Source organism: Tenacibaculum agarivorans (genome assembly GCF_001936575.1).
Taxonomy (GTDB): Bacteria; Bacteroidota; Bacteroidia; order Flavobacteriales; family Flavobacteriaceae; genus Polaribacter; species Polaribacter agarivorans.
Genome location: NZ_MSMP01000012.1, coordinates 104,704 through 122,897, shown reverse-complemented (window position 1 = coordinate 122,897; position 18,194 = coordinate 104,704). Strand labels below are relative to the sequence as shown.

Here is an 18,194-nt window from a genome sequence, read left to right as displayed (position 1 = left end):
CCTTATCAATTATTAGATATACAATTAGAATTACATATTAATAAAAGTTTATTAAAAGCAAATTTTAGATTATCTCCAACACTTTAGTGAACTAAGCGTTGATTCTAATCAAACCAAAATTTAAAAAAGAAATTTTACGATTATTTATACTAGTGAGGGTTCAGATAGAACATAAGAAGGAATAGTAGCAACAATATTCTGTCGTAAAGAATCAATTCTTACCATAATTTTATTGTGATTATTCACTTTAATGATTTCACAATTCAAACCGTTAAGAGGTCCGTGGGTAATCTTTTTAACTTCACCTACTTTAGGAAGTTTCACATTAGTTTCTATATCTGAAATATCATTGTCACCAACAATTAATTTTATATCATTAATTTCTTTCTCAGTCACCCGCGCATACTCTTCCCCAAATCGAATATACGCGCACGCACCATAAACAGATAATGCCTTATGGAACTCTAAAAAAGAATTAATGTTTACGAAGACATAAGATGGAAATAATGGTTTTAAAATTACTTTCTTCCTATCACTCCACTGTTTAATTGTTTTAACTTGTGGTAAAAAAGATTCAATAGAAATTTCTTCTAATAAATCTTTAACTTTTCTTTCATAACACGATCTTACATAAAGAACATGCCACCCCTTTACGAATTTCATTGAATTCTAAGTATTTGATTTTAATTTTTGGTTAATTATGTTTAAGAGAACAGGTCTCTTAGATGTATAATTTTCATTATACTGAAGATCAAATCAGACAAAAGCTTCGCTACTCCCTGTCACACAGAGATTATCTATAAAAGATCAAATTAAAATAAAAGCTTCGCTACTTCCTGTCACACAGAAATTATATACAAAAGTCAAACTAAGACATAAGCTTAATAGGTTCCCGTCACAGAAAAGCTTTGTTTATTAAAAAAACATTGGAAAATAGCAATCTTACATTGAGTTTCGGAGGCATCTTACTTTCCATTTCACATCAAATATAAGAATTCATATAATATCAACAAACACCCAAGCAGTCTTTATTGAAAATTTAACATTTTTGTCATTTCTTTATTGATTCGTCAAAAAGCTAAACCTTTCAATGAAAAGGATCTAACTTAAATATAAAGACCTTTTTATTATTTACATATGAAATTTAAACTATTCTAGTTTGATTTTCTACTACTCTATAAATACTTATTAAGTGTTTTAACCTGTTATATTTTCTGTATTCGACATCTCTAGAAGTAGTATTCAATATAGATTTTAAATCATATTATACTTGTTTCCTTTTAATACCTATAAGCTTCTTCTTTTAAAATATAATTTACAGAGGAAAGTTATATCGTTCTTATTATTCAGACTAACATAATTTTGGACAATCATACTTTGAGAATGATTCGTAAAAATTCTTACTACTTTTTGTAGCTATAAAATTTGACAAAGGATTTTTACAAAATCACATTGAATCATAAAATGGTTTTAAGTTTAAGCATAAAAAAAGCTTCAGAATATTCTGAAGCTTTTTTCTAGTAGCGGGAGCTGGACTCGAACCAGCGACCTTCGGGTTATGAGCCTTACATTTAATAATTCAAAAACTGCAAAACCCCTTAAAATAAAGGGATTCAATTTTTACAAAGGTCATATAAAATCATTAAAAACCATATAAAACAGCAAAATGTTTAACCATTGTTTAACCCAAAAAACTAATAATATCCTTATCTTTATACTGATAAAAACCAGTAATCATGGCATCAGTAAAAGTTGTACTTAGGAAAGAAAAACAAAAAAAAGACGGGACCTACCCACTTGCTATTCGTATTATTAAAGACCGTAAGCCCAAATACATTCACACAGATCAATCTATAGATATTAAGTTTTGGGACAGTAATGAGCGCAGGGTGAAAAAATCACACCCTAATTCTAAAAGACTTAACAATTACCTCTTAGCAAAGCTAAAAGAGGCTAATGATATCGCTCTGGAACTAGAAGAAAACAACAGAAATATATCTAGTCAAGACATCAAGAAAAAAGTCAAACGTACCTCAAAAAACACATCTTTTTTTCAATTAGGCGCAGAACGTGTTAACAACAAATATCATGCAGGCACATATTCTGTTGCCAATTCAGAACTATCAATACTTTATAATATTGAAGAGTTTTTGAACCTTAAAAAAAGTGGTTCGATTGAAACTAAAAAACAAGAAATTCAGCAACGAAGAAAAGACCGTATTTCAAAAGCAAGAAAACAAGGGCGCAATATTCCAGAGGAAATCAAATATTTTTCAAAGCTTAAGAAAGTTTATTTTGATGATATTGATTTTGGTTTTATTGAACGATTCAAAAGTTTTTGCTCATCGTATTTAGATCAAAAACCACGTACGATTACCAATCAACTTATCTTTGTCCGTACCCTATATAATTTGGCGATCAAAGAAAAAGTTACGGATGGTAAAAATTATCCTTTTGCAGGAGAGAAAGAAAAAATACGAATTAAATCTGGCAATAAGATAGGATTAAATAAAACTGAAATCAGCAAAATTGAAAAGCTCAAATTAGAAAAAAACACCTCTATTTGGCATACAAAAAATGTATTTTTATTCTCATACTATTTTGCGGGTGTACGTATATCAGATGTGGTGGAACTTAAATGGCACTCTATCATTGATGGTCGTTTATATTATCAAATGAATAAAAATGAAAAGCCCGTTAGCTTAAAAGTGCCTGAACAAGCTCTGGACATTTTAAAACAATATAAAAGTTCTAAAACCTCTACTACAGATTACATTTTTCCTTTCTTAAAAAAAGCTGATCCGAACAGTCGAGAGGATTTATTTGTCAAAATGAGAAATGCCACCAACCTATTTAATAAATATCTTAAACGTATTGCAGAACTATGTGGTATTGAAAAAAACCTATCCAATCATATTGCAAGACATAGTTTTGGAAATATAGCGGGCGATAAAATAGACCCAAGAATGTTACAAAAGCTGTACAGGCATAGTAACCTCAAAACCACCATTGGTTATCAAGCCAATTTCATTCATAAAGATGCCGATGATGCATTGGAAACAGTTTTAAATTCTTAATAAAAACATAAATTATTACGAAAACGTTGCTATATCTTTAAAATATAGCTATATTTAATGGGTATACCCTAATTAAAAGAGTTTTTATATGAGAAGTCTAACAAGTGATGTTATAATCGAAATACTACGTCGTAAATTATATCACGATTTTACTGATGTCGTTCGTAATTTTCCTAAGAAAATGAAAAAAGAAGAAAATATGAATATAATTGTTAAAATTGATGAAAGTAAAAAGAGTTTCCCTAAGTTGAAATTTTTAGAACGTGTTGTAGAAAATGGTGAAGTAATTGATAAAAATGTAACTAAACAAATGGAAAAAATTTTAATAGAAAAAGGGATGATGAGAGAGCCTACGCTTATAGAAAAACTTGAAAGCGAACTAGATGAATCTAAAGAAAAAAGAATCTCCGAATCGTTGCCAACAATTTAACTCCTTCATCAGTTGCAATTATTTTTCACCTCCTTATTTTTACTTTTCGTATTGCTTCCAGGTATTTCTTTCAGGTTGGGTTACTTGAAAAGAGATGGTCTAATTACATTTACTGGTTCTAAAATTTACACTGAATTTGCTTTTTATATAATTATTTCCCTACTCTTACATTTTTTCATATGGGCTATAGTGTATAATTGTTTTAATGACTCTTTTTATTTTAATATAAATTTGTTTTATGGAATTTTAACAGGTAAAGACATTTTAATTAATAATGTAAAAATTTTAGATTTAGAAAATTACAAAGGGGATATAGGTAGGTTTATTTTATACAATTTTTCACTCTCTATTATTTCTTTTTTCTTGGGACTTTTCTTTAACTACTTATTATACAAAACACAATTTAAATTCCACGAAAATTATAGTTTTTTAGATCATACAGGATATTGGGATAGAATTTTACATACCGATATATTGAGACAAATCAAAAAGGAAAACGAAAATAGTAATAATAAGATTAAAGAATACCTAGATGATATAAATGGAGGAAAATTAACACCTGAAGATATAGAAAAAAGCAAACTCTTGATAAAAGGCTACGAAGACAAAATTAAAAATAATAAATTAAGTTTATACTTGAGCATTTTATGTGATGTTTCAGGGAAGCTTTACATTTATGAGGGGGTATTTTATAAACATTATATTGATAAAAGAGGCTTCATTGATAAAATAGTACTTATGAATGCAAAAAGAATATCAATAGATGATTATGATTCAAAAAAAGATGGGTACATTAATTTAAAAAATCAAAATCATCTTATTATTTATGGATCAACAATTGTTAATATATGTGTTACTCGTGATGGTTTTTAGAATTTAAATATAGTTTTTTATTTATATTAATCTTTGTTTGTAATATTACTCCTACGATTAATAAACAACTATTTCAAACCATCTCCCTTTTTCTAATACCATACACTTTTAAGATTTCATAATCACATAAAAGACATCTCTTTTTAATTATCAAGCACCTACTATTACTAAATTAAATATTATCTTTAGTTCATGGAAGTCATCTGCCTAGAAGATAAAGCATTTTACGCTCTTATCGATGAAGTTGTAGAGCGTATACAAGAACAAAACCCCGATCATAAATTAGATAAGTGGATTTCTGGAGGTGAAGCCATGCACATGCTTCGCATTTCTTCAAAAACCACGCTTGCCAATTTAAGAAACGAGGGAAAAATCCGTTATAGCCAACCGCAAAAGAAAATCATTCTTTATGATCGTGAATCCATTGAAGAATATTTAGAAAAACATGCGCAAGACACTTTTTAAATTATAAGAAATGGACACAAAAGAACCAACAGGAGATTATATTAAGGGTTTTAACAAAGGCTACATCCTTCGAGAACACAAACCTAATCTAGCTAAAAGTCTTCGATTAACAAAATTCCCTGAATCTGAAAAAGATTATCAGAGTGGTTTTTACGCAGGAATAGATCAAAAAGAAAAAGAGCTGACAAAGATAAAAACTAAAGCGCTTTCTTTGGATCAGGTAAGAGCACAATACAAAGATCAGTTTAAAACGCTCGATAAAACCAGTAATAAAGAGATGGATAGAGATTAACCGATAAATCATACATAAATGAGTATATTTTCGTTCCCCGAAGACACACTTCAAAATCCATTAGATCAAGTTTTATATACCGTTCCAAATACAGATACCGACATTACATGGGCGGATGCCGTTGAAGGCACGTTAATCATGGGGGCAACAGGTTCAGGGAAATCATCAGGAGCTGGACGTTATATTGCACTTTCCATGTTAAATGCTGGCTTCGGGTTTTGTGTGTTGTGCGCCAAAAAAGACGAAAAAGATCGATGGGTTGACTATGCCAGAGAAGCCAGACGTTATCACGATGTGGTGGTCTTTGATAAAAAAAGTAATCTTCAATTCAATGTCCTAGATTACGAAATGAAACGTGGTGGCGAAGGTGCGGGTGATGTTGTGAATGTGTCTAATATGCTTGTTAATTTGAATGAGCAAATTCGCATTTTGCAATCGGGTAGCGCTCGTGGTGATGAAAAATTCTGGGATAATAGCCTTAAGCGTTTAATAAGCAGAACAGTATCGCTTTTAAAATTCACCCAAGAGAACATTAATATTTACAATATCAGAAAACTGATTGCAGAAAGTTTCACCAGCGAAAGTCCAGATTTTAAACTTTATAATCTTATTAAAGAAAACATAACCACGAAAGATAAAATCCCAGAGCAAGAAAGGGAAAACGCCAAAGAGAATTTACAAATCATGATAGCTGGTAATTATTTTGTGAAGCTACTTGAAAAAGCTGAAGCCTTACCACAAACACAAAATTTGTTGATGACCGTGCAATATTGGAAACATGAATTTGCCAACCTTTCTGAAAAAACGCGCTCTATTATTATTGAATCTGTACTGGCGATTATTGAACCATTTTTAGTGGACGGGATATTACAAAATCAATTTTCCAAAGGCTTAAGCGATGAATTATTACCTGAAAATATCATCAAGAATAAGAAAATAGTCATCATAGATTTTTCGACTAAAGAATACGGATTGGCAGGTATGATTGCCAATACGATTTATAAATTAACGTTTCAATCAGCCATGGAACGGCGAGACGTAGAAAAAGAAAATGACCCCAAACCTGTATCACTTTGGATTGATGAATATCAAAGTTTTTGTAACCCCAATATTGACTCACAGTTTCAGGCAACAGCGAGAAGTTCATGGGTGGCAACAGTGTATATCACACAAAATATTAATGGTATTTATCAAGTCATGGGCGAGCATCAACCAGAGGCTAGAGCCAAAGCCTTATTGAGTAATATCAACTTAAAATATTTCGCCAGTAATTCAGATTTTGATACGAACAGTTGGGCTAGCAGCATGATTGGTACAACTTGGGTCAATGACAATACATTGAATTATGATGGTAAAGCAGAACTTACAGGTAAAAGTCAAAAGTTGGAACGCAGACCCAAAATAGAAATCGACCAATTTACGACCTTAAAAACAGGACGTGCCGTAAATGATAATATTGTCGAATCCGTTGTGTTTAAGGCGGGTAAAACATGGGGTGAAAACGAAGAAAATTTCGCCGTTGTGTCATTTAAACAAAAATAATCCTTATACAATTTAAGAGGCTTTACTATGCTCACCATTACACGTTCGCATGATTCAGGTGCGGCGACAGATTATTTTACCAATGGACTTTCCACGGAAGGCTATTACCTCGATGATAATATCGGATCGGTTTGGTCTGGAAAAACAGCGGCATTATTGGATTTAGAAGGTGAGGATGTTACAAAAGAAAACTTCTCTAATCTGGTATCCAATATTCATCCAATCACCAAAGAAAAACTTACCGTTCGTCATGCGAATAACAGACGTGCAGGATTTGATTTAACATTTTCTGCCGTAAAATCAGTTTCTATTTTATATGCCCTAACAGAAGATCTACAAATTTTAGAAGCACATCAGCACGCCTATAAAAAAGCCATGGAAGCAGTAGAAGCCGACATGCAAACCCAAGCCAATACCAAAGACAAACGCATTTATAAAAATACAGGCAATATCATTTATGCCGCTTTCGATCATTTCACATCGCGCCCGAATGAGATTAAACAAAACGGCAAGGTGGAATTTGTATCTGATCCGCAATTACACACCCATTGTTATATTCCCAATGTGACATGGAATGAAGATTTACAACGCTATCAAGCCATAGAAATTGGAAATTTGCACCGTCTCGCCCCTTTTTATGAGGCAATTTATCATGCCCATTTATCCAAATCATTGAACGATATGGGTTTGACTGTATCACGTAATAATACCCGATATGAGGTTGCCGGTATTACGCGCAAAACAATAGAAAAATTTTCAAACAGAAGTGCAACAATTGAACAAATAGCCAAAGACAAAGGCATTACCGATGCCAAGACCAAATCTAAATTGGGGGCAACCACACGAAATTCTAAGGATAAAGCCATTGGCGGAGACAAACTATTACACCATTGGAAAAACCGTTTATCAGACGGAGAATTAGAGACAATACAATCCCTAAAAACAAGACCACAACAACAAGAAAAGCCAATAACAGCCAAAGAGGCTATTGACCTGGCTATCTCTCATTTTGAAGAACGACAAAGTGCGTATCAAGAAAAGCGGGTATTGGCACACGCGCTCACATTGGGCTACGGGCATTTTTTACCCGATCATGTCACGAAAGAATTAAACAACAGAGACAATATTTTAAAGGCTGAAATCGATAGTGTGACCTATATGACCACACATGAAATGGTACGTGCAGAAGATCGCATGATACGTTTGGCAGTTCATAGAAAAGGACACACAAATGCAATACATCAAAACTATAAAATCAAACAAGATTTTCTAAATAACCAACAACGTGGCGCCATTCAAAAAATCTTACAATCTTATGATGGGGTTCAGATTTTAAAGGGTGCGGCTGGTGTTGGAAAAACCTCATTATTAACCGAGGTCAATACAGCGGTACAAGAAAAAGGACAAACCCTTATCGCACTAGCTCCTTCTTCCCAAGCCGCAAAACAACTTACCCAAAAAGGCTTTGAAGCTGATACCATCGCAGGATTTCTGATCAATTCAAAAAAACATGAACGTTTAAAAAACAATGTATTGCTTATTGATGAAGCAGGCATGGTCGGTGTTAAAACCATGTCGGAACTCCTATCATTAAGTGCAGATTATAATGCAAAAGTCATTCTTTCAGGCGATACAAAACAACACAATTCCATAGAGTTTGGGGATTCATTACGTATTTTACAAGATAAAGCACAGTTGCATACGGCGCAGGTCTCAAAAATTGTTCGCCAGCAAAATGATGAGTATAAAAAAGCCGTAGAAAAACTAGCCCATGGACAAGTGATTGAAGGGTATCAAGCCCTTGAAAAAATGGATGCTATTAAAGAAATTCCAGATCATGAAAAACGCATTGATGCCATTGCCAATGACTATATACAATCGATTAAAAATAAAAAATCAGCGCTTATTATTTCCCCAACACATCATGAAGGGGATTTAATCAATAACGCTGTACGTCAAAAATTAAAACAAGAAAAAATCATTCAGGGTAAAGAGCGGGAATTTACAACCCTTAAAAATTTGTCGTTTACCGAAAGCCAAAAAAAGGACACCAAACTATATCGTGATGGGCAGGTTGTACGTTTTATCAATAATCAAAAAGGTGGTTATAAAGCAGGACAACATTATGAGGTCATGCCTCCAAAGCCTCACAAACCTATTGAAATTAAAAATACGGGGACAGGTCAAATTCTTCCTCTACCACATCAGACTCCAGAGGCGTATCAGGTGTTTGACAAAACCAAAACCAAGCTTGCCAAGGGAGACTCTATACGATTAACACAAAATTCAAAGTCACAGGAAAACACCAAAATGAATAACGGTACGATATATAAAGTAGAGGGATTTACACGTACAGGGGATTTAAAATTGAGTAATAAGAAAACCCTTTCCAAAGATAACAGGCATTTCAAACATGCCTATTCTGAAACCTCTCAATCATCCCAAGGAAAAGATGCACAGCATGTCTATATTTCAATGTCTGATTTATCTTTTGCCGCCGCATCTAAACAACAATTTTATGTAAGCGTATCTCGTGGAACACAAAAAGCACACATTTATACATCTGATAAACAAGAACTGAAAAAAGCAATTCATCGTAGTCATGAACGCATCACCGCCAAAGAAATTGCAAAAACTCACGATCATAACAAACAACTCTTACAACGACAACAACGTGAATACCATCAATCACTTAACGAAAAACAGAAGCAAAAAATACAAAACCGTGAGCGAGATTTAGGGAAAAGGCTGGAAAAATAAAATTTTTACTTTGAACTCATGCCTATTCATTATCTTTCCTATATAGACATATGCTACGCCTAGTCTTAAATCCTGTCATAGAGAATTAAAAGCCTTAGTTGATTTAAATTTTTAACTTGATTTTGGTTTAAAGAAAAAGTGTATCTATAAAGATTATTATCTATATTGGGTTTGATATTGAACTCTTTATCTTCTCCTACATTTATTACTTTAAGTGTTTTTGAAGGAAAATCATTGAATGATATATTACAGATATAGGAATGAACTGGTTGATCAAAAGATAAAACTCCTACTAGATAATCTTTACCACTGATCTTAGCTATGTTTTTTAAAAAATAACCAACTTCAATATGAAAGTCTTCTTTTGGTTTTAGTTTTTCGGGAAATTTAATTGTATAATTTTTAGAATTACTCAACTCCCTATCCTTTGATGATACTTCATAATCTATTTCTTTTATTAAATCCTTTGCATAGATATTCATATCATTCCAATCAACAGGCAAATCACCTAAAGAATCAAAATTAAAACTCTCTTTTTCATTATCGGAAGAGTTAAAACCTTTATAAGTTTTTATTACGCTTAAAGATGTTCCTTCTATTTCTACATTTAGAGTTGCTTCTTTTATTTCTACATCTGTATTAACAACTCTTTTGGCTTCTGATGCTAAAGCTGCATCAAAACCATATTCCATACATAGACTTAAAAATTTTTTAGAAATTTCAACTGTATTTTTATCCCAAGTGTAATTATTTTCAGAAGACATAAGTGGGATTTCTCTATTTACATTCAAGGTATCCATATTCCACAATCCTTTTTTTGAGATAAAATCTTCAGCAGAATTATATCCTAAATAAATAGCAAATGCATGTCTAGTTGATTTATGACCTATACTCTGTTTGTAGTAAAAAATTCTTCTAAAAGAGGTATCAACAATAGGAGTCCATTGTTTAATTTTCCCTAAAACTTCTTTATTTACTCCGCACTTTATAGCTACACTTGGCTTTTGCTTCATCTTATTATTAAGTTTTCCTCCAAAATCCTCCAAAAAATTTTCAATTTCAACTTGTCCCCAAGTATTAGGGTGACCTTTTCCATACTCTTCTTCTATTGTATTCGCAATTTCTACCCAAAATAATTTCCAATTCTTAGAACTCATTGTGTTTGTAATAATTTTTCAAAAAATATAAAAACGCAAACAATATGCAAATTTTTACAGGATGAATCAGACGATTTTTGTGTAAAGAATTAACAAAAAATAAATTATGAAGCTAGTATATGAAAAATTCGATTGGAGAATGTATCGCTATCACGGTGTATTTTTCTTAGTCATTTCTCCTGATGGAAAATGCAAATCATTCAGACATCTAAAAAAAGCTATGTTGTTTTTTCTAGATAAAAGCAAAAGCCCCTAAATATCATGACTGATTAATCAGTCATGGCAGGCTTTAAAATGTATTTCCCCTTTTTTCAATTTAATTATTAAACAAAAACAAACACGTTATGATAGAAATCAGAGAAAAAATAGAAAGTAAGGAGACTAAATTTGGTGATTTTAGAATATTGTCAGCGGCAAGGAAATCACCTGTTTGGAAGGAGTTATTTAACGATAGAGATAGAGTGTGGGATAGAATTTACCAACAATGGTTTAGGTATTTAAGAGGCATGGTTGGATGGTCGTACTGTGCAGTATTTCGTACAAAAACACCTGGCGTAAATCATACAGGTATTATTATTAGTGCCACTTCATGCTTTTTCTTAGCTTCGATAAACAGTACAGATATTTGGTGGATATTTAAGGGACTAGGTGTTTTTTATATACCTATCTCGATGCTTTGGAAAGATAGTAGTGAAATATTTCAGATGTTGATTACGAATTCACAATCAAAAATTTTACTAATCTATAATGCAATTCTTGTTATAACTTCTCTATACAGAGTTATTGCCATGTATTTTCTAGGCAGACGATATATGAATAATGACTTAAATGCTAGAGGCACATCTTGGTTATATGTAGGTATTAAAGCTTTACTGGCTAAATGGAGAGTTAGAGTAAACGAAAGGTTAGTAGAAGGTATTGAACCTTTCTTAGTAGCGGGATTAGGTGTGCTATTCTTTTCATTTGATAGATTAGCAGGAACATATTTCGTATTAATGGCAGTGAATGAAATTGCTGTTCGAGCTCTAAATTACGCCGCTACTTTAGATAAAAGAACTTTAATTGAAGCTTAAATTCACACCCAGCCTACAATTTTAGGCTGGGCTTTCCAAACCTTTAAAAACCACCTCAAAAAAATAGATTTACATGCAGTTTAAAAAACCAACATCAATTGGAGATGCTTTTGCACATGGTCATTTTGGTCATGGGCATGAGCAATGGCTGGCTGATTTTTTAAAGAGTGATGAAACGTACGCCGTTGCAAGTGACCAATCTATTATAAGGCGTTTTAGGGTGGTGTTAAAAAATGGTGATTATTACTCGATCCCCTACGCCTTTATTCCTGCTGTGATTTATTCAGGCGGTCAACTCTATATTCGATCACAGGGGTTACTGATTTCCATTTCCGGAAAAGGTTTGTCGATTATCGAGCAATATTTAAATACTGAAAATCTATTATACATCAAGGAAAGCACCACAGGGATTAATATAAATAATGACGATGTTTTTATTTCTAACATTACTGTTGAAGGGAGGAGCATATCAACAACACTGCCTAAGGAAGAATTATAAAAATGATTATTTATGAATTCAAAAAACAATACAGAAAAGGGACAAAACCTATCTCATTTCGATGCTGATAAACGTATGGAGAATATGGCGAAGCTATCTAAAGACCCTAAAGATGCCTTTGATATTGAGCGCTTGCGTCAACAACATAAAGAGGAAATCAATAAAAATGAAAAAGACAGAATCACGGCTAGGATTAATCATGCGATGGGTGAACGCTCTGGATTAAAACAAGAAGATGTTAAAGAAACCGACCAAATTTATCAAAACAAAAACCAACAAGTCACCAACAAAGCGCATAGCCAAGCAAAGGACATTTATCAGGCAAAAGGAAATACGGCTTCTAAAGTTTTTGCAAAATCGAAACTGGCTGGTTTACTAAAACATGATTTTGAGATTAATAAAAATCCACAACCAGAAAAAGATGTGATAGGGATTAGTAGAGACTTTAACCTCTCAAAAATAAAAGGAACATTACAATACCGTTTTGAGAGAAATAATTACCACGATAATTATAAGGGACAAAACAAGATCAAAGAACAAGACAACAAGGAAATAGATATGGAGAAGGAATTATAAATGGTTCATCGCATTGATTAAAATATAACTAAAAATAATCGCAGATTAACCAATTTTAAAAACTGTATTTGTTAATTTCCTTGTCTGCTTCAAAACTTTTTGTACTTTTAGCAGTAGTCAACTTATTCTTGTCTATTCTCAATTGCGACTTATAACGAACCTGTAAGAATGGAAAATTTAAAAAAATATATTGCAAGTATAACTCCTTTTTCAGAACAAAGCTGGACAGTTTTATCTAACTGTTTGACAGAGATAAAATTGGATAAAAAAGAGTATTTATTAAAACAAGGTCAAATTTGCAACTCAATTTTTTTTATCATTTCAGGTCTTTGCAAATCCTTCTATGACTTGGATGGTAAAGAAATAAACACAGCTTTTTATTTTGAAAATGATTTTGCTACCAATATTAAAAGCCTTACCACATCAACAAAGTCTAAATACTCAATTAGGGCTTGTGAAAAAACTTGGGCAATTCAGATTAATAAAGTTCAGCTTATTGAAGCATACAAAAAATCACATCAAATTGAAACTTTTGGAAGAAAAATTTTAGAATTAACCACTATCAAACAAGAAGAATATTCTGACAATTTCAAATTATTAACTCCTAAACAACGATACGACAAACTAATTGCAAATCAGCCTGATTTTTTACAAAGAATTTCACTTACTCAAACTGCTTCTTATTTAGGGATCAGTAGGGAAACTTTAAGTAGAATTCGAGCAATAAAATGAATTTTGTGATTTTTGCCACAGGTATATTTTTGATATAATCCACAACTTTGTAACTTAATTAAAATAGTTACAAAATGAACAATTCAATTTTAGTTCAAGATTTTATCAAACAAATATGGAACAATAAAATGTTCGATAAACTTGACCATTATTTGCACACTGAATTTAAGGATCATTCTTTACCTTCAACATTACCTAAAAATAAAGAGGGTACTCAAAAGTGGATTATTAACACAGGATTATCATTTGAACACAATACAGTTATTAAGCATCAAGTCACTGAAAGTAAAAGCAGTATCATAAAAGTAAGAATGAACTTAAAACATATTGGTGTGTGGCGAGACATTCAACCGACAGGAATTGAACTTTATACAACTGGTTATAGACATTTTAAATTTAAGGACGGAAAAATTATAGAACATTGGGCACTCATTGACGGACAAGCAATAGAAAATCAACTAAGACATACCTCTCATGGCTGCAAAATTCATGAATAAAAAGATGAATAATTCTCTTTTTCCAACTGATCAAATAACTCTAGTCTATTCAATAGTACCACTATTTCAAAAATAAAGCACATATAATAATTATATTTGCTTAGGGTCATCTTATGACATAAAAAAAGAAAAACAAATGAGCTCAAAAATCCCGATTGTTCGACAAATCAAATGGGTATCACTAGCATTTCAACTATTTATAATATCGCTAATAATGCTGGCCTGGTACCAATTCAATAAAACATATTTTACTCTTTTTGCGGCATTAACCTACTTAATACTATCAAAATTATTAAGAAGATTAATAACGATAGAACATAGAAAAGGAATGATAAAGGTTAAATCAGAAGATTATAATAGTACAATTATTCATTTTAAAAACAGCTATGAATTCTTCAAAAATAATAATTGGATTGATAAATATAGATTCTTGACACTCTTGAGTTCTGGAAGAATGTCTTACCGTGAAATGGCATTAAATAACATAGCATTTTGTTATGGTCAGATAGGTAATGGAAATTTATCGAAAGAATACTACGAAAAAACACTTAAAGAATTTCCGCAAAACACAATGGCCAAAGCAGGGCTAAAGTTATTGAACTCAATGATAAAAAAGAGCACGTAAATTCATCTTAGACAGAGCATCTGAACATTTTAGATACCAACTTACCAATAATTAAAAAACACTACAGTAATCTTGAATAAGGTTTTCATTAAAAAAACTTTTCAATGAGAGACAATAATCCAAGCTTTTGTATTGTGAAAATAAAATGATATTTTCACAACATGAAACAAAATATCTATGATGTTTTGCATAGACTATTCTTAATATCACCACAACAATTTGAACCATTAAAGAATATTCTTAAAACGAAAAAATATTCTAAAGGGGATATAATCCTTAACCAAGGAGAAATAGATCGTCAATATTCTTTTGTAGCATCTGGAATTGTCCATCAGTATATTATGGTTGATGATTACGTATATACTATAGACATAAAAATTTCTGGTATGTTTTTTAATGCCTTAAAAAGTTATTTAGAAGAAATCCCTTCTAATGAGGTCCAAGAAGCTGTTACTGATGTAGAGCTAATCTATTTCTACAAAGAAGATTTTGAAAAACTATTTACTCTCCCTATATTTTCACTAATCTACATAAGATCAATAGAGACCTCCTTTTTAAGAAGAGAAAATAGAAGCTTTATTTTACAACATTTAAGCGCTTCCGATAGATTTAAGTTATTCATGGAAATGGATATAAATGCCCAACGTTTTTTATTAGAAATCCCTCAAAAATTATTAGCGTCCTATTTAGCTATGACTCCTCCTACTTTTAGTAAAATTAAAAAAGAATACTTTCAACGAAACTAATTGTTTTCTTAATTCAGATTAATTTAAAATTTGTATCGGTTTCATAATTTTATCAGTACAATAAAAATTAAAAGAATGGATAACAAATTTTTTCAATTTGCAGGTTTTTGGAAAAGGTTTTTAGCTTCAATCATCGATAACGTATTAATAATCTTTTTCTCGGGCTCAATGAAATGGTATATATTTGATACTTTAAGTTTTACTGAATATAATCAAGACGCCGATAAAACTGCACATATCATTTGGATATTTTATCTCTTTTTTGTTAGGTGGAGTTATTTTTCTGGTATGGAAAGCTCTCCTTTAAAAGCAACCATAGGCAAAATAGCTGTAGGAATTTATGTAACTGATAAAAATGGAAATAGAATTAATTTAAGTAAGGCTAACAAAAGATTTTTCCTTAAAATAGTATCTGGATTAACATTTTCTATAGGGTATATTATGGCTGGTTATCCAGAAAAAAAACAGGCTCTCCATGATATGCTCAGTGATTGTCTAGTTTTAGAAAAGTAAAAATATCATCTAAATAGATATTGAAAAAATATTCCTAATAATCTTAAGCTAGACCATAAGAAATTAATACACCTGTAAGTCCTTAATTTCATAAAGAAAATTTCAATAATCTAAAAATAAATCAAAACCAATAAAAATTGGATATAACTATTTACAATTTATGAAAAGTGAAATTTTTAATCTTATTTTTTAAAAAATGTTAAAGACTATTCTTGTTAATTCTAAAACTACAATTACTGTATTTATATTACTATCAACACATCTTTGCAAAGCTCAGAATTATAAGTTAAATCATGATAAGGTTCGTGAAGATTCCGAAAAACTTCTTCTTATTATTGAGAAAACTTTTAAAAATACTCAATTTGTAAATTTTCAACTCAACTCAGATTTAGCCTCTCATAATTTAGAGTTAAAGACTTCAGACAAAAAGCATTATAAAAAACTACTTAAGAAATATAAAGCTAATCCAGATAATGAAGATATTTTAATGGAACTTGCTAGATATTATAAGGTTATAAAAAACATTGAACTATCTAAAAAAATTCACAAAAAAAGCCTTGATCTACTAACTCAAAAGAAAACTATTAATGATAGTATTAAGCACTATATAAAACTGGCTCTAGTAAAAAAGGAATTAGGATTAAATTTTGATTTTGAAGGCTATACGTTAATCAATCTAGGATTAAATTCTAGTATTGAAAACTATAAAATTTATGAAGGTTTTTTATTGGCATTATACCTGGGGTATGGCAAATATGAAATGGTAAAAGAAAAAACAAGTCTAATTTTAAATACTGTAACAACCTCAAAACCAGAAATATTTTTACTAGGGCTCGTAAGTTCACTCATCCTTGAAAAAGGGTACATGCTTGATAAAAATGACTTATTACTTATTGATACTTATTCAAAAAGATATAAGACTAATAAAAACATTCAAAATATTGCCAAGCTAACTAAATTATTACCTTTTCTGATTAATAGATCTCGGCTGGGCAGTGGCCAAGAATATTTCAACTTCACCAATTCTCAAGAAAACAAAACGATCTTAAAATCTATAGAAGACCACCTATTTAGAGCAATAACCGAAAAAAGTATCAGTACTTTTTCTTATCACTATTATTTAGGTCAGATTTATTTTTTTAAAAATGATAATAATGAATCTATTAATCATTTTAAAAAGGCAATGAAAATAGCAATCGAGGATTCACTGAAAAAAGAAGATATATTAGACATTTTCGAAACACTCATAAGCCTTTATGGCATGGTTAAAAATTATCCTCAACAGAGAAAAATTCTTGAGATTCAACTACAATTTATTAAGGATAATAATAAAATGATAGCTAATAACTTTTATAAAAAAGCTCTAATTTTCCTTCAAGAGAAAAAATACAAAGAAGCATATATCTGGACGACTAAAGCTAGGCGTAAAACCATTCCAAATGCCAATACCTTAGCCCTTAGCGCATTCTTAGAGTTTAAAAAAAACAAGCATAACCTCGCCTCAAATTTCTATATGATACAGGCTATAAAAAATATTACTCAAAATGAAAATTTATTTAAGCAATATCTTAGATTAACTATCTATTCTATGATATTACAACAAACTGAAGATGCATTTGACTGGTTTAAAAAAGCATCTAAGTTGGCAAAGGATAAAAACGATGTGAGAACACTTTATGATATTAGACAAATGTACTTTATCGAAAAAAAGTAATTTAAATTATACAAACCTTTAAGAGAACAGCAAACAAATAATGAATTGAATACTGATAATAAAGATCTTTTAGATTAAAAAGTTAAAACTCATAATTAAATATTGTTATGCATAAAGAAGAAACACTTATAAAAGAAAAAAAGTACACCAATGATTTACTTACAGCAAAACAGTTAACAGAATTATATCATTCCTTTCTATCTAAAACTGCTCCTTTGGGATTAACTTCTGTACTCATAAGCCACATCTTGGCTTTTATATTAGTAGGCTTAGAAAATTTACATTTATTAAATAAAAATCAAGCAATTAACTCTTTAGCTTTAATGATGCTAGTAGTGATAATAGTAATTACAATTTTTCTTCTAAACAGCCTTATTTTATATTGCCGGTTAATCCGAAAGCTTAGGAATATGCAGGATATGTATGACTTTAACAAAAATCATTATTTAAAAAGGAATGATATTAAAAAAAATTGGCTATGGGATATTTTAACATGGAAATTAGATCATGAGTAATCTTTAAATATTAAATAAATACGTTACTCAATGGATATGGAGCGATAAACATATCATTTTATACAAACATTCAAATGTACATTTGTACAAATTAATTATCTTTGTTAT

Annotated in this window: 19 protein-coding genes; 17 read left to right on the top strand and 2 right to left on the bottom strand. The window is 30.9% G+C overall.

Annotated elements, in window-relative coordinates:
* Positions 1-144: 144 nt before the first annotated feature.
* Positions 145-663 (bottom strand): UpxY family transcription antiterminator, encoded by a 519-nt coding sequence (locus BVC87_RS11365; protein ID WP_075342500.1) that lies wholly within the window; start codon positions 661-663, stop codon positions 145-147.
* 1,073 nt (positions 664-1,736) lie between these two features.
* Here BVC87_RS11365 and BVC87_RS11360 point away from each other — a divergent pair.
* The 7 genes from BVC87_RS11360 (at position 1,737) to mobF (ending at position 9,439) form a co-directional block, all read left to right on the top strand.
* Positions 1,737-3,077 carry a tyrosine-type recombinase/integrase gene (locus tag BVC87_RS11360; protein WP_075342499.1) on the top strand — a complete coding sequence of 447 codons (1,341 nt, stop codon included), beginning with the start codon at positions 1,737-1,739 and terminating at the stop codon, positions 3,075-3,077.
* 88 nt (positions 3,078-3,165) lie between these two features.
* Positions 3,166-3,507, top strand: coding sequence for a hypothetical protein (locus BVC87_RS11355; protein WP_075342498.1), 342 nt, complete (start codon positions 3,166-3,168; stop codon positions 3,505-3,507).
* Positions 3,508-3,738: 231 nt separating this feature from the next.
* Positions 3,739-4,380, top strand: coding sequence for a hypothetical protein (locus tag BVC87_RS11350; protein WP_143569767.1), 642 nt, complete (start codon positions 3,739-3,741; stop codon positions 4,378-4,380).
* A 192-nt stretch (positions 4,381-4,572) separates the two neighbouring features.
* Complete coding sequence (locus tag BVC87_RS11345; RefSeq protein WP_075342496.1) at positions 4,573-4,845, top strand: helix-turn-helix domain-containing protein; 273 nt, start codon at positions 4,573-4,575, stop codon at positions 4,843-4,845.
* Positions 4,846-4,855: 10 nt separating this feature from the next.
* Positions 4,856-5,137 carry a hypothetical protein gene (locus BVC87_RS11340; RefSeq protein ID WP_075342495.1) on the top strand — a complete coding sequence of 94 codons (282 nt, stop codon included), beginning with the start codon at positions 4,856-4,858 and terminating at the stop codon, positions 5,135-5,137.
* An 18-nt stretch (positions 5,138-5,155) separates the two neighbouring features.
* Positions 5,156-6,679: a type IV secretory system conjugative DNA transfer family protein gene (locus BVC87_RS11335; protein ID WP_075342494.1), complete on the top strand. Its 1,524-nt coding sequence runs from the start codon at positions 5,156-5,158 to the stop codon at positions 6,677-6,679.
* Between the two features lie 27 nt (positions 6,680-6,706).
* Positions 6,707-9,439, top strand: a complete 2,733-nt coding sequence (gene mobF, locus BVC87_RS11330) for a MobF family relaxase (protein WP_075342493.1) — start codon at positions 6,707-6,709, stop codon at positions 9,437-9,439.
* A 65-nt stretch (positions 9,440-9,504) separates the two neighbouring features.
* Here the strand turns inward: mobF and BVC87_RS11325 are convergent, their stop codons facing one another.
* The gene (locus tag BVC87_RS11325) at positions 9,505-10,596 is read right to left on the bottom strand and encodes a hypothetical protein (protein WP_075342492.1); all 1,092 of its coding nucleotides are present in this window, start codon (positions 10,594-10,596) and stop codon (positions 9,505-9,507) included.
* 344 nt (positions 10,597-10,940) lie between these two features.
* Here BVC87_RS11325 and BVC87_RS11320 point away from each other — a divergent pair, with 344 nt between their 5' ends.
* The 10 genes from BVC87_RS11320 to BVC87_RS11275 all read left to right on the top strand — a co-directional run bounded on the left by BVC87_RS11320 (position 10,941) and on the right by BVC87_RS11275 (position 18,086).
* Positions 10,941-11,669, top strand: coding sequence for a hypothetical protein (locus tag BVC87_RS11320; RefSeq protein WP_075342491.1), 729 nt, complete (start codon positions 10,941-10,943; stop codon positions 11,667-11,669).
* A 73-nt stretch (positions 11,670-11,742) separates the two neighbouring features.
* Positions 11,743-12,168, top strand: a complete 426-nt coding sequence (locus BVC87_RS11315) for a hypothetical protein (protein ID WP_075342490.1) — start codon at positions 11,743-11,745, stop codon at positions 12,166-12,168.
* Positions 12,169-12,180: 12 nt separating this feature from the next.
* Complete coding sequence (locus BVC87_RS11310) at positions 12,181-12,744, top strand: hypothetical protein (RefSeq protein ID WP_075342489.1); 564 nt, start codon at positions 12,181-12,183, stop codon at positions 12,742-12,744.
* Positions 12,745-12,912: 168 nt separating this feature from the next.
* Complete coding sequence (locus tag BVC87_RS11305; RefSeq protein ID WP_075342488.1) at positions 12,913-13,476, top strand: Crp/Fnr family transcriptional regulator; 564 nt, start codon at positions 12,913-12,915, stop codon at positions 13,474-13,476.
* A gap of 74 nt (positions 13,477-13,550) precedes the next feature.
* On the top strand, positions 13,551-13,973 hold the full coding sequence (locus BVC87_RS11300; RefSeq protein WP_075342487.1) for an ester cyclase: 423 nt from the start codon (positions 13,551-13,553) through the stop codon (positions 13,971-13,973).
* A gap of 136 nt (positions 13,974-14,109) precedes the next feature.
* Positions 14,110-14,598, top strand: a complete 489-nt coding sequence (locus BVC87_RS11295; protein ID WP_075342486.1) for a hypothetical protein — start codon at positions 14,110-14,112, stop codon at positions 14,596-14,598.
* A gap of 161 nt (positions 14,599-14,759) precedes the next feature.
* Entirely contained in the window at positions 14,760-15,344 is a 585-nt protein-coding gene (locus BVC87_RS11290; protein ID WP_075342485.1) for a Crp/Fnr family transcriptional regulator, read from the top strand.
* Positions 15,345-15,419: 75 nt separating this feature from the next.
* Positions 15,420-15,857, top strand: coding sequence for an RDD family protein (locus BVC87_RS11285; protein ID WP_075342484.1), 438 nt, complete (start codon positions 15,420-15,422; stop codon positions 15,855-15,857).
* A gap of 196 nt (positions 15,858-16,053) precedes the next feature.
* Positions 16,054-17,571: a tetratricopeptide repeat protein gene (locus BVC87_RS11280; RefSeq protein ID WP_075342483.1), complete on the top strand. Its 1,518-nt coding sequence runs from the start codon at positions 16,054-16,056 to the stop codon at positions 17,569-17,571.
* A gap of 107 nt (positions 17,572-17,678) precedes the next feature.
* Positions 17,679-18,086, top strand: coding sequence for a hypothetical protein (locus BVC87_RS11275; RefSeq protein ID WP_075342482.1), 408 nt, complete (start codon positions 17,679-17,681; stop codon positions 18,084-18,086).
* Positions 18,087-18,194 lie beyond the last annotated feature (108 nt).

What these genes read in the sequence shown, in the direction of transcription:
- BVC87_RS11365 (WP_075342500.1), bottom strand. Translation starts at nt 663, where the DNA reads ATGAAATTCGTAAAGGGGTGGCATGTTCTTTATGTAAGATCGTGTTAT.
- BVC87_RS11360 (WP_075342499.1), top strand. Translation starts at nt 1,737, where the DNA reads ATGGCATCAGTAAAAGTTGTACTTAGGAAAGAAAAACAAAAAAAAGAC.
- BVC87_RS11355 (WP_075342498.1), top strand. Translation starts at nt 3,166, where the DNA reads ATGAGAAGTCTAACAAGTGATGTTATAATCGAAATACTACGTCGTAAA.
- BVC87_RS11345 (WP_075342496.1), top strand. Translation starts at nt 4,573, where the DNA reads ATGGAAGTCATCTGCCTAGAAGATAAAGCATTTTACGCTCTTATCGAT.
- BVC87_RS11340 (WP_075342495.1), top strand. Translation starts at nt 4,856, where the DNA reads ATGGACACAAAAGAACCAACAGGAGATTATATTAAGGGTTTTAACAAA.
- BVC87_RS11335 (WP_075342494.1), top strand. Translation starts at nt 5,156, where the DNA reads ATGAGTATATTTTCGTTCCCCGAAGACACACTTCAAAATCCATTAGAT.
- mobF (WP_075342493.1), top strand. Translation starts at nt 6,707, where the DNA reads ATGCTCACCATTACACGTTCGCATGATTCAGGTGCGGCGACAGATTAT.
- BVC87_RS11325 (WP_075342492.1), bottom strand. Translation starts at nt 10,596, where the DNA reads ATGAGTTCTAAGAATTGGAAATTATTTTGGGTAGAAATTGCGAATACA.
- BVC87_RS11320 (WP_075342491.1), top strand. Translation starts at nt 10,941, where the DNA reads ATGATAGAAATCAGAGAAAAAATAGAAAGTAAGGAGACTAAATTTGGT.
- BVC87_RS11315 (WP_075342490.1), top strand. Translation starts at nt 11,743, where the DNA reads ATGCAGTTTAAAAAACCAACATCAATTGGAGATGCTTTTGCACATGGT.
- BVC87_RS11310 (WP_075342489.1), top strand. Translation starts at nt 12,181, where the DNA reads ATGAATTCAAAAAACAATACAGAAAAGGGACAAAACCTATCTCATTTC.
- BVC87_RS11305 (WP_075342488.1), top strand. Translation starts at nt 12,913, where the DNA reads ATGGAAAATTTAAAAAAATATATTGCAAGTATAACTCCTTTTTCAGAA.
- BVC87_RS11300 (WP_075342487.1), top strand. Translation starts at nt 13,551, where the DNA reads ATGAACAATTCAATTTTAGTTCAAGATTTTATCAAACAAATATGGAAC.
- BVC87_RS11295 (WP_075342486.1), top strand. Translation starts at nt 14,110, where the DNA reads ATGAGCTCAAAAATCCCGATTGTTCGACAAATCAAATGGGTATCACTA.
- BVC87_RS11290 (WP_075342485.1), top strand. Translation starts at nt 14,760, where the DNA reads ATGAAACAAAATATCTATGATGTTTTGCATAGACTATTCTTAATATCA.
- BVC87_RS11285 (WP_075342484.1), top strand. Translation starts at nt 15,420, where the DNA reads ATGGATAACAAATTTTTTCAATTTGCAGGTTTTTGGAAAAGGTTTTTA.
- BVC87_RS11280 (WP_075342483.1), top strand. Translation starts at nt 16,054, where the DNA reads ATGTTAAAGACTATTCTTGTTAATTCTAAAACTACAATTACTGTATTT.
- BVC87_RS11275 (WP_075342482.1), top strand. Translation starts at nt 17,679, where the DNA reads ATGCATAAAGAAGAAACACTTATAAAAGAAAAAAAGTACACCAATGAT.